Below are 11,980 nucleotides of genomic sequence, written 5' to 3'. Positions count from 1 at the left end.
TATTTTGAACATTTTATGCTTTGGTGATTCTAATACACATGGATATAATCCTGAAAATGGAAAAAGATATGAAAGAAATGAACGTTGGACAGGGATTTTACAAAACATTCTTGGAGATAGTGATTATGTTATAGAAGAGGGTTTAAGTGGAAGAACTACCGTATTTGACGATCCATTATATGAAGGATTAAGTGGACTTGATAATATAATTCCTACTCTTATGACTCATGAGCCTATTGATTTACTAGTTATTATGCTTGGTACAAATGATACAAAAGATAGATTTGGAGCAAGTGCTGAGGTTATATCATTAGGACTTGATAGACTTATAAAGAAGGCTAAGTTTTGTGAGTTAGCTTTTAGAGATCAAAAGCCTAATATATTGGTAGTAGCTCCTCTTCCTATTAGAGAAGATATTAAAAATGCTGAATGCTATTATACTATGGGAAAAAGCTGTTCTGAGAAGTCTTATAAGATAATTCCTCTTTATGAGAATGTAGCTAAGGAAAATGGATGTCATTTCTTTGATCCATCACCTTTTGCAGTTTGTAGTGATTATGATTATATGCATCTTTCAAAGGAAGCTCATGAGATATTAGGAAAGAAACTTTATGAAATTATTAGTGATATAAAAAATAAATAGATTGTGAGAGATAATAGAAATACCGATTATTTTAAATATTGAAATTCAAAAATACTCATATCAACAGGATATGAGTATTTTTTATATTTCAACAGTTTATATAAAAACAATATAAAAAATCATACTAAAATATTAAGGGTGAAAAGCACTAATATCATTTATAATATTAACTATTTCTTGAGGAGATTCATTTAAATCACTTTCTAGCCATGACTGAACAACTGCAAAAACTCCTCCTACATTGTATTTTATAAAATAATCTAAAAATACATCATCAACTTTTGAACTACTAATGAGTTTATCTATTTCAGCCTTATTTGCTATATAAATAATACGATCCATAATATTATTTTCAATATGATTACAGAATAATATTTTGCATAATTCTTTATTTTCCTTAACCAATTCAAGAGCTTTAAGCAATAAAATATCTTTATAATCTTTAACTGGAGTTTCTTCAATATATTCTAATATTTGATTAAATAATTCATCTTCCATTGATTTTAGTAGGTCATAAGCATCTTTATAATGAGTGTAAAAAGTTCCTCTATTAATATTTGCAGTTTTACATATATCAGTAACAGTAATTTGATGAATTTTTTTATCTTGAAGTAGTTCAAGTAAACTTTCCTTAATTACTTTTTTTGTATATAAAATTCTTCTATTTCCTTTAATTCCTGCCATTTAATCCATCCTTTTTATTTGTTAAAACAATTTTAAATTATATGTTATTAAATGAACAAAAATAACTAAAATGTATATTTAATAACAATATGAAAATATATGATTATTGTAACTAGTTTATAGATTATTTATACTTAGTATTATAGCATTAAGCAAACAATGTGTCTATTTAATAACATTTAGTATTTGATAGGTGATATAGATAGGGGAGGTATAGATGTCATATATAAAAATAATAGATGAATACAAAAGATATAAGGTTGGAGAAAATACTGTTGTAGCAAATAATGGTATTAATTTTTCTATAGAAAAAGGAGAATTTGTTATTATTCTAGGGCCTAGTGGTGCTGGTAAAACAACTGTACTAAATATACTTGGAGGAATGGATACTTGTGATGAAGGTAAGATAATTATTGATAATGTTGATATATCCAAGTTTAATAAAAAACAGCTTACAAATTATAGAAGATATGATGTAGGATTCGTTTTTCAGTTTTATAATTTAGTTCAAAATTTAACTGCAAAAGAAAATGTGGAACTTGCTACACAAATTTCAAAGAATGCTTTAGATGTTGATAAAACTCTTGAGTTAGTTGGACTTGGTCATAGAAAAGATAATTTTCCATCTCAATTATCAGGAGGAGAACAGCAAAGAGTATCTATAGCAAGAGCTATAGCCAAAAATCCTAAGTTACTTTTATGTGATGAGCCAACTGGTGCTCTTGACTATAAAACAGGAAAACAGATTTTAAAGACATTACAAGATACATGCAAAAACACAGGAACAACAGTAATTGTTATAACTCATAACTCAGCTCTTGCACCAATTGCAGATAGAGTTATAAGTATTAAAGATGCAAAGGTTAGAAGTATTACAGTAAATGAAAATCCTATTTCAGTTGAAAACATAGAGTGGTAGAGGATAGAAGATGAGAAATAGAGCATATAAAAAATCAATAACAAGAGAAATATTATCTTCAAAAGCAAGATTTATTTCTATATTAGCAATAATCTTTTTAGGAGTTGCCTTTTACTCTGGCATTAAATCAAGTGGTCCAGATTTAAAAGAATCCATAAATGAATTTTTTATCCAACAAAATTTAATGGATAGTAAGATTGTATCTAGTATAGGTCTTAACGAAAATGATTTAAAGTTACTTGAAAATAATGATAAAATTCTAGATTATTATGCAGCACATAGTATAGATGTAAATTTAACTAATACAAATAATGTTGTTAAGTTTATGGAGTATAATCCAAAGGATGCTAACAATATAAATAAATTTATTGTTACAGAAGGTAGGTTACCTAAAAATAGTGGTGAGATATCTTTAGATGAGAATGCTTTAAAGGAAAATAAACATCTAAAAATTGGTGATAAATATACCATAAAATCTGATGAGGAATCAAGTAAGTATTTTAATAAGAAAACTTTTAAGATTGTAGGATTTGTACAAAGTCCTATGTATATAGATAATATGTCTAGAGGAACAACTAGTGTTGGAAAAGGAAGTATAGACTATTTTGCAGTATTAAATAGCTCAGACATATCAATGGATATGTATACTGAAATATATGTACGATTTAAAAATGTAGAAAAACTTGGTGCATATAGTGATGAGTATAAAGATAAGATGGAAGAAAATAAAAAATATCTTGAAGATTTATACTCAAATAGAGTTATAGAAAGAATTGAAGAAATAAAATTAGAGGCACAAAAAGAATTTGACAAAGCTTATAAAGAAATAGAAGATGGTGAAAGAAAGCTTGAAGATGCTCAAAAGGAAATAGACAATGGGAAAATAAAGTTTCTTGATGGTAAAAAGCAATATGAGCAATTTGTGAAAAAGTATCAGCAAGAAATTAAAGATGGTGAAAGAAAATTAATTGAAGGGCAAATTAAGTTAGATAATGGTCAAAAGGAACTTGATAAGCAAAAAGAGCAATTTTTAGAAGGTGAAAAACAACTTAAAGTAGCAAAAATTGAACTTGATAAGGCAAAACAAGAGTTTTTAAATCAAGGAATTGATCCTACACAAAGTACAATAAAGTATAAAGATCAAATAGATGGTTTAAATATATTGATTACAACATATAATACACTTTCAAAAGATATGAGAGAAAGCGCAAATAACCTTAATGAAGGTGAAAAAATTTCAAATGAAAAAATTCAGCATTGGAAGAGCATTATATCTAATCCTAGCTTGGGATTAAATAGATTAAGTAATTTAATAAATAGTTTAGAAGAAAATCCAACAAATACTTCCTTAGCACTTAATATCTCTAAAGAGATAGAAAATATTAGTAAAAGTTTAAGTGAAAATAAATCTAATCTAGAAACCTTAGTAGCTGGAATAACTCAGTATCAACAAGGTATAAATACCTATGAAGAGAAGGTTATTAAATTTAATGAAGGAAAGTTAAAACTTGAAAAAGCTCAAAAGCAATTAGATAATGGAAAAAAAGAACTTATAAAAGGGAAAAATGATCTTGAGAAAGGTAAAAAACAAGGTCGGTTAGAACTTAATAAAGCTAAAAAAGAGATTGATAATTCAGAGAGAAAACTTCTTAATGGAGAAAAAGAAATCAAGGAAAATAGAGAAAAACTAATAGATGGACGAAAAGAGATAGATAAAGAAAAAGAAAACTTAAATGATTTAGATAATAGTAAGTATTATTTTTTTGATAGAAATGACAATCCTGGTTACTCAACTTACAAAGGTTCAATTGACAGTTTAGATAAAATAGCTTCAGTATTTCCTGCATTTTTCTTCTTAGTTGCAGCACTTATATGCTTAACTACAATGACGAGAATGGTAGAAGAAAATAGAGTAGAAATAGGAACACTAAAAGCTTTAGGATATAAAGATTTAGAAATATCTAGAAAATTTGTAGTTTACGCAGCATTAGCTAGTACTTTTGGATGTGTAATCGGTATAGTAGTTGGAAGTAGTATTCTTCCATACATAATTAATGAAGCATATTCATCTACATTCACTTTACCAAAGGTTAAAATAAACTATTATCCATCGTATATAATTCAGTCTTTAGTAGCTTCAATACTTTGTACAGTAGGAGCATCGTTAATTGTACTAAAAGAGGAATTAAGAGAAAATCCTTCTAACTTAATGAGAACAAAGGCCCCAAAACTTGGTAAAAAGATATTGTTAGAAAGAATTACACCTTTATGGAGTAGACTTAACTTCAATCAAAAGGTTACATTTAGAAATCTTTTTAGATATAAGCAAAGAATGTTAATGACAATACTTGGTATATCAGGATGTATGGCTATGCTTGTTGCAGGAATATCTCTTGAAAAGTCTAATTCTTCATTTATGGATATTCAATTTGGTAAATTATTAAAGTATGATGCTATAGTAGTATTTAAGGATAAAAATACTGAAAAAGAAGATGAACAATATGATAAAAGTTTAAATAACTTAAAAGGGTATGAAAGTAGTTTAAATATTTATCAAGAATCAGTTACTTTTAGTAAACCAGGTATAAGTAAGCAAGCTGCTACTATGTATGTACCACAAAATATAGATGAGTTAAATAAATATATATTATTAAATGATAGAGTAAGTAAAGCTAAGTATAAACTATCAGATGATGGAGTAATTATAAATGAAAAATTGGCGAAACTTTTAGGAGTATCTGTTGGTGATTATATGACTGTAACTGATTCAGAGAATAATCCTCATAAAGTTAGAGTTGATAATATAGTAGAAAATTATGCTGGTCATTATATATATTTATCACCATCATATTATAAAAATATATTTAAAAGTGAACCAAGATATAATGCACAATTACTAAAGTTTAATTCAGATATAGAGGATGAAAATAAAATAGCTAGTACTATTATGAAAAATGATAAGGTAGTAAATATTACTCTTGCCTCAAAAATAAGAAGCTTAAGTGAATCTGCTGATTTAGGGTTAGTTATGATAGTAATAATAGTTGCTTCAGGAAGTTTAGCATTTGTTGTACTATACAACTTAATAAATATAAATGTATCTGAACGTATAAGAGAGATCTCTACAATAAAGGTACTCGGTTTTTATGATAATGAAGTTGCAATGTATATATTTAGAGAAGACATAATACTAACAATATTAGGAATACTTGTAGGATCATTTTTAGGTAAAATTTTATATGTATTTTTAGTAAGTACGGCAGAAATGGATAATATGATGATGATACCAACTGTAGATATTAGTAGTTATATAATATCTGGTTTAATTACAATGTTTTTTGCCATATTAGTTATGGTAATGATGTATATAAAATTAAAAAATGTAAATATGATTGATGCACTAAAATCTGTAGACTAAAGTTTAAATTAAAGGGAGTCGGATATTTCGACTCCCTTTAATTTTTCAGAAATATGTTAAGTTGCTAGTAATATATTTTTATATGTATGGATTTAACTTAATGTATGGTATTAAAAGTATAGTAGCCTGAACTATATATTAATAACAGTCTTAAAGTTATTAACATATTATAATTACATGTAGCTTTATAACATAGCTAAAAATAGGGGGAATTAATATGATGGAAGGGTTAACAGGACTTGTTATAACTAAAGCAGATAAAATTTATAATGTTGTTCGTAGAAATGCAAATTTATATTTTAGCTACTACCCAAAGGTAATTGTATATCCTAATAACATAACAGATGTAGTTAATGCAGTAAATTGGGCAAGAAATCGAGGATTAAATGTACGTTGTAGAAGTGGTGGTCATAATTATGAATCATTTTCTGTGGCAGATGATGCTGTTGTTATAGATGTTTCTAATTTACTTGATTTTGAAATAGATACTAATAAAGGTTATATAAGAATAGGATCAGGGTATACCCAAAAACAACTTTATTCTAAGCTTGATAAATATGGATTTGCATTTGTTGGAGGAAGTTGTGAATCTATTGGTATTTCGGGAGTTACATTAGGAGGAGGAGTTGGATATTTACAAAGAGAATATGGGCTAGCATGTGATAATTTAGTAGAAGCACAAATAGTAGATGCTTTTGGTAGGATAATAACTGCTAACTCACATGAAAATAAAGATTTATTTGCTGCATTAAGAGGGGCGGGGAGTAATAATTTTGGAGTAGTAGTGTCGCTTACCCTTAAAGTACACCCAATTGATAAAGTAACAGTAATGACTGCTAAGTGGCCTAAAAATAGTAGACATGAAGTAATTCAAGCATTTCAAAAGGTAGGAGAAGATTTAGAAAATAGGTATACAATTAAGATTACTATGACTAAAGATGCTATTTCGCTATATGGAATAGGAGTAAGAAGTACAGAAAAAGAAATGGAAAAAGCTTTAAGTGGTTTATTAAAAGTTCCAAATAAAATAAATTATACAACAAAATATATTACCTTTAATGAATCTGTACAGAAACGCCCAGGTTTTGTGCCTACACCAACAGGATTTAAAATTACAGGATTATTAGCATATAAGTCATTGGGAAAAGAACCTTGTCAAATAATGTTTAACTATTTAGATAATTCACCACCTATACAGCCATCTATAAACATTGGATTTCTTCTATTGGGAGGAAAGATTGCAGAAAATAAAGATTTACCTAGTGCATATCCTCATAGAGGTGCTAAAGTATTAGTACAAATTGATGCTCAGTGGACTCTTGATTATAGTATGTATGCTAATGATACAATTATATGGGTAAACAATTTAAGAAAATCTTTACTTCCGTATGCAGGATTTGGATATCTTAACTATTGTGACATTAATATACCTAATTACTTATATAGTTACTTTGGAAATAATGTGCCTTGGTTAAAAATTGTAAAAGAAAAATATGATCCATATAACTTATTTTATTACCCTCAAGGAATATGATATTTTATAAAAATATTTGAAATCACTATATTTTAATATAGTGATTTATTTTTTATTATTCCTATATAATCATTAAGTTACATTTACTACCTCCCTTTTAAAAGTATTTGCCATAGCAATTATAATCACTGCATGTATATTTGTAAAAAAGTGGTAGGGTTTATATTCAATAACAAAATACAAAGATGTAAATAATATTAAATAATATGTAAATAATACTAAATAATATATACATATAGAAAGGAGATTAATACAAAAATATGAGTGAAACAATTAGAGAAAGATTAGAAGGCCGTGTAAGTTATCATGATTCCGTTGAGGAAATGTTAAAGAGAATAAAAACTGACGGCCTTTCAAGCGTGTTTTCAAGATGGGAACCACAAGAAAAAATTAGATGTAAGTTTTGTCTTCAAGGTTTAAGTTGCCAATTATGTACACATGGTCCTTGTAGAATTAATGAAAAAACAGGGGTTGATAAAGGAGTTTGTGGTATTGGCGCAGATGCTATGGCTATGAGAAATTTTCTTATGAGAAACATAATGGGTGCAGCTACATATGGTCATCATGCATTTGAAGCTTTTAGAACACTTAGAGCTACTGGAGAAGGTAAATCTCCATTTAAAATAAAAGATGAAGCTAAACTAAAATGGATGTGTGAAAAAGTAGGAATAGATTCTAATCAAGATATTAATAAACTTGCTATTGAGTTAGCTGATTTTCTTGATAAAGAAATGAAAGTAGGTCCTGACCAACCTAGTATAATGACAGAAGCCTTTGCTCCACAAAAAAGAAAACCTATATGGAGAGAACTTCATATTTATCCTTCTGGTGTTCAACATGAAGTTGAAAACTCAATTGCAAGCTGTTTAACAAACGTGGATGGAGATTATGTTTCACTTGCTACAAAAGGCCTTAGATTAGGATTATCTACTATATATACAGCACAAATAGGACTTGAAATGGTACAAGATATATTATTTGGAACACCTATGCCTCATGAAGTTAATGTTGATTTAGGTATAATGGATCCTAATTATGTAAATATAGTATTTAATGGGCATCAACCTTGGGTAGGAGCACTTACAATAGAAAAACTTAGAAAAGGAGAATATAAAGATGAAGCTATAGCTGCTGGTGCTAAAGGTATTAGAGTAGTTGGCTCTATTGAAACAGGACAAGAATTGCTACAAAGATATGAAATTGACGATGTATTTGTTGGACTTATGGGTAATTGGTTGGCTATAGAACCACTACTTGCAACAGGTACTGTAGATGCTATTGCTATGGACGAAAACTGTTCACCACCAGCTATAGATCAATATGCTGAAAAATATCAAGTAGCATTAGTTAGTATAAGTACAATAATAGGTGTACCTGGTACAGAACATAAAATGCCATATTATCCAGAAAAGGCTAATGAGATGTCAGATAATTTAATCAAAATAGCAATAGAGAACTTTAAGAAAAGACATGGTAAAATTGAACCTATGGTACCTAAACATGTTACAAAAGCTATAGCAGGATTTTCAACAGAAGCTGTTTTAGGTGCTCTTGGAAACAAACTTGATCCATTAGTTGATGTAATTTCATCAGGTAAAATAAAAGGTGTTGTTGCACTTGCAAACTGTTCTACATTGAGAAATGGTCCTCAAGACTGGAATACAGTTAATATAACAAAAGAATTAATAAAAAGAGATATATTAGTAGTCGCTGGAGGTTGTGGTAATCACGCTCTTGAAGTAGCAGGATTATGCAACTTAGATTCTGTAGAAAAATATGCAGGAGAAGGTTTAAAGGAAATATGCAATATGCTAAAAATACCTCCTGTGCTAAGTTTTGGTACTTGTACTGATACAGGTAGAATATCAATGCTTGTTACTGCTTTAGCAGATCATCTTGATGTTGACATTCCAGATCTTCCAATAGCAGTTACTGCCCCAGAGTGGATGGAACAAAAGGCTACTATAGATGGTATATTTGCAGTAGCATATGGAGCATATACACATTTATCTCCTACACCATTTGTTACTGGTGCTCCTAATCTAGTAAAACTTCTTACAGAAGATGTTGAAAACCTAACAGGTGGTAAAGTGGCTTTAGGAGATGATCCAGTTGAAGCTGCAAAGGCTATAGAAGCTCATATAATAAGTAAAAGACAAAAACTCGGACTTAAATAATGATTTGCAAAATAATATTTTTATAAATAAGCTATGTTTTAATACAGTGTTAAAAACATATTAAAATTTATTTATATTGAATTAGTACCTTTGTTTATAAGATATTTCATCATAACTAAGCATAACTATTAATATAATTTATATTGAATTAAATTTTATTTATAAATTAATAAATTAATAAATGAAGGTGGTGCTATATGTATCCAGTTTACAAAAGTATTGGGAAAAGGGAAAAATGTGAAAATGTAAAAGTATTATTTCCACCACAGCATCAGGAGTGTCAGCCTGGATTAGAATATCTTATGGAACCAAGACCTATATCAGATAATCCATATTACAGAGGAAGTTGTAAATTACAAGGGAAAGTAGCAATTATTACTGGAGGAGATAGTGGAATCGGAAGGGCAGTAGCTTATGCATTTGCTAAAGAAGGAGCAGATATTGCTATTTCATATCTTTGTGAACATAAAGATGCAAATGAAACTAAAGCTTATGTAGAAGGATTAGGAAGAAAATGTATATTAATACCTGGAGATTTAAGAGATGAAGAAATGTCAAAGGTTGTTGTTGAAAAGACTCTAGAGTGTTTTGGGAAAATTGATATATTAGTTAATAATCATGGAGTACAGTTTATTCAAAAAAGTATACTAGATATTACAGCTAAGCAGCTAGACGATACATTTAAAACTAATGTATATGCCTTTTTCTATATGACCAAAGCTGCACTTCCCCACTTAAAAAAAGGAGCATCTATAATTAACACAACTTCTATTACAGCTTATAAAGGAGAGCCACTCCTTATAGATTATAGTGCAACTAAAGGAGCAGTGCTAACATTTACTAGATCTCTTTCTCAGTCATTAATAAGTAAAGGTATAAGAGTAAATGGAGTAGCACCAGGACCTATTTGGACTCCTTTAATACCATCTTCCTTTTCAGCTGAACAAGTAGAAACTTTTGGTAGTGATACTAGCAAAGTTCCAATGAATAGAGCAGGCCAACCATTTGAGGTTGCTACTAGTTTTGTATTTTTAGCTAGCGATGATTCTAGTTATATGTCTGGTCAAATTTTACATCCTAATGGTGGAGCTATAGTTGGATCTTAACTTAAAAATAATATATAAAAAACACTCATATTTAATAAATATGAGTGTTTTTTATATATTATGAATTTAATTGTTGTACTTCGTTATAAAGAGATCCTACTTTATCTATTTCTGTCTGTGGTGCAGAGCATAAAGGATAGAATCCTTTTTTAATTAACCATTGAGATACTTCATAAGCATGGTTACAAGCCATTGTAAATGCATCTTTTAGGAACTCTCTTAATACTGGATTAGTTGCTTCCATTGAACTCCAAGCATATTCTCTACCAGCTCTTTTTAAAGTTAAAAGATATCCTGTAGCTATTTCTCTATCATTTAATTGTTGGATATCTGTTCTAGGTGTAACTGGAATTGGTTGTACAGGAGATGTAGTAAAGTCCTGTAAGTTTATTTTTAACTGAGGTACATTTAATTTTTCATTAGGTGCACTAGCTTCTTTAACAAATCTTACCTTAAGGTTATAGTCTTGTATATGAACTGGAAATTGAGCTTCAACCATAGCTTTTAGTTCTGGATCTGTAATTTGGTTTTTATATAGTGCCATATTTGTTATACTATTTACACAACTTAAAATTAGTTCGTGTAAATTATGTAATTCTGCTGGTGTTAATTGCATAATACATTTCCTCCTAAGTAAATAAAATTTTCTACATTATTAATATTCCAAATTAAATAAAATTTTTACATGGTAAATACTTCTTAAGTAAAACTTTTTAAAAATAAGTACAAATAAGAATATAGTAGTATCAGGAATATTGAGAAAATTTGAATAAAACTCATAGAAATGTTTAAATTGACTTTTTATAAAAAATATAATACACTAAAAAAGTAATTAAATATTAAACTAAAAGAAACGACACATGTAGTGCATTGCACGTAAATCTGATTACGGTACAAAATGCTTATAGGTGTCTTTTTTATTGCAAAAAATAAAATACTGAAATAACTGACACATATAAAGCTTTCTACGTAATTTAGATTACGATATAAATGCTTATATGTGTATTTTTATTTCATGGTATAACTGTAGAATTTATTGCAAAGATAGCGAGATATTTTGAGCAAGCAATTTTTTACTTTAGATAATTAGGATAAATATCGAAGAACCATACCACAAGTAAGTGATACGGTTTTATTTTTAATATATAAAATTATAAAAATTATTATCTTTTAAAATTTAGATATGTTAACAATTAATTAAAGACTTTTTCAATTAAGTTAAGCATAAGAAGGAAATAGTTATATTCTCAAATTTTATTCTATATTAGTAAATGAAAAACTAAAGGCATTTTTCAAATAAAAGTATATAAAATATACGTTTGTAATTTACATGTACTTTTCATTTGTAATTTATTGTAAAAAAATAGGAAAAGGTATTGAATTAGGTAAAATAATATGCTAGTATACAAGTATAGAAGATTGAAGGGGAGGCAATAACATGAAATTACCATTTAATGTTGATTTAAAAGATAAAGTAGTTGTAGTGACAGGTGGAACAG

General features: G+C 28.3%; 8 protein-coding genes. 6 read left to right on the top strand and 2 right to left on the bottom strand.

Annotated elements, in window-relative coordinates; all coding sequences use genetic code 11:
- The first annotated feature begins 4 nt into the window (after positions 1 to 4).
- On the top strand, positions 5 to 643 hold the full coding sequence (locus I4U89_RS10165; protein WP_207744171.1) for an SGNH/GDSL hydrolase family protein: 639 nt from the start codon (positions 5 to 7) through the stop codon (positions 641 to 643).
- Between the two features lie 132 nt (positions 644 to 775).
- Here I4U89_RS10165 and I4U89_RS10160 read toward each other — a convergent pair whose 3' ends face one another.
- Positions 776 to 1,327, bottom strand: coding sequence for a TetR/AcrR family transcriptional regulator (locus I4U89_RS10160; protein WP_195940266.1), 552 nt, complete (start codon positions 1,325 to 1,327; stop codon positions 776 to 778).
- A gap of 217 nt (positions 1,328 to 1,544) precedes the next feature.
- Here I4U89_RS10160 and I4U89_RS10155 point away from each other — a divergent pair, with 217 nt between their 5' ends.
- The 5 genes from I4U89_RS10155 to I4U89_RS10135 all read left to right on the top strand — a co-directional run bounded on the left by I4U89_RS10155 (position 1,545) and on the right by I4U89_RS10135 (position 10,481).
- On the top strand, positions 1,545 to 2,246 hold the full coding sequence (locus I4U89_RS10155; RefSeq protein WP_195940265.1) for an ABC transporter ATP-binding protein: 702 nt from the start codon (positions 1,545 to 1,547) through the stop codon (positions 2,244 to 2,246).
- Between the two features lie 10 nt (positions 2,247 to 2,256).
- Entirely contained in the window at positions 2,257 to 5,664 is a 3,408-nt protein-coding gene (locus I4U89_RS10150; RefSeq protein WP_195940264.1) for an FtsX-like permease family protein, read from the top strand.
- Between the two features lie 217 nt (positions 5,665 to 5,881).
- Complete coding sequence (locus I4U89_RS10145; protein ID WP_195940263.1) at positions 5,882 to 7,198, top strand: FAD-dependent oxidoreductase; 1,317 nt, start codon at positions 5,882 to 5,884, stop codon at positions 7,196 to 7,198.
- A 260-nt stretch (positions 7,199 to 7,458) separates the two neighbouring features.
- Positions 7,459 to 9,375 carry an anaerobic carbon-monoxide dehydrogenase catalytic subunit gene (cooS, locus tag I4U89_RS10140; RefSeq protein ID WP_195940262.1) on the top strand — a complete coding sequence of 639 codons (1,917 nt, stop codon included), beginning with the start codon at positions 7,459 to 7,461 and terminating at the stop codon, positions 9,373 to 9,375.
- Positions 9,376 to 9,572: 197 nt separating this feature from the next.
- A complete protein-coding gene (locus tag I4U89_RS10135; RefSeq protein WP_195940261.1) occupies positions 9,573 to 10,481 on the top strand; it encodes an SDR family oxidoreductase in 909 nt (302 codons plus the stop codon).
- Between the two features lie 58 nt (positions 10,482 to 10,539).
- On the opposite strand, the gene I4U89_RS10130 is transcribed toward I4U89_RS10135, so the two are convergent.
- The gene (locus I4U89_RS10130; protein WP_195940260.1) at positions 10,540 to 11,097 is read right to left on the bottom strand and encodes a spore coat protein; all 558 of its coding nucleotides are present in this window, start codon (positions 11,095 to 11,097) and stop codon (positions 10,540 to 10,542) included.
- Between the last annotated feature and the right edge of the window lie 883 nt (positions 11,098 to 11,980).

Source organism: Romboutsia sp. 1001713B170131_170501_G6, from assembly GCF_015668195.1.
Classification (GTDB): domain Bacteria; phylum Bacillota; class Clostridia; order Peptostreptococcales; family Peptostreptococcaceae; genus Romboutsia_C.
This window is presented reverse-complemented; position numbering and strand designations above follow the sequence as displayed.

What these genes read in the sequence shown, in the direction of transcription:
- I4U89_RS10160 (WP_195940266.1), bottom strand. Translation starts at nt 1,327, where the DNA reads ATGGCAGGAATTAAAGGAAATAGAAGAATTTTATATACAAAAAAAGTA.
- I4U89_RS10155 (WP_195940265.1), top strand. Translation starts at nt 1,545, where the DNA reads ATGTCATATATAAAAATAATAGATGAATACAAAAGATATAAGGTTGGA.
- I4U89_RS10150 (WP_195940264.1), top strand. Translation starts at nt 2,257, where the DNA reads ATGAGAAATAGAGCATATAAAAAATCAATAACAAGAGAAATATTATCT.
- I4U89_RS10145 (WP_195940263.1), top strand. Translation starts at nt 5,882, where the DNA reads ATGATGGAAGGGTTAACAGGACTTGTTATAACTAAAGCAGATAAAATT.
- cooS (WP_195940262.1), top strand. Translation starts at nt 7,459, where the DNA reads ATGAGTGAAACAATTAGAGAAAGATTAGAAGGCCGTGTAAGTTATCAT.
- I4U89_RS10135 (WP_195940261.1), top strand. Translation starts at nt 9,573, where the DNA reads ATGTATCCAGTTTACAAAAGTATTGGGAAAAGGGAAAAATGTGAAAAT.
- I4U89_RS10130 (WP_195940260.1), bottom strand. Translation starts at nt 11,097, where the DNA reads ATGCAATTAACACCAGCAGAATTACATAATTTACACGAACTAATTTTA.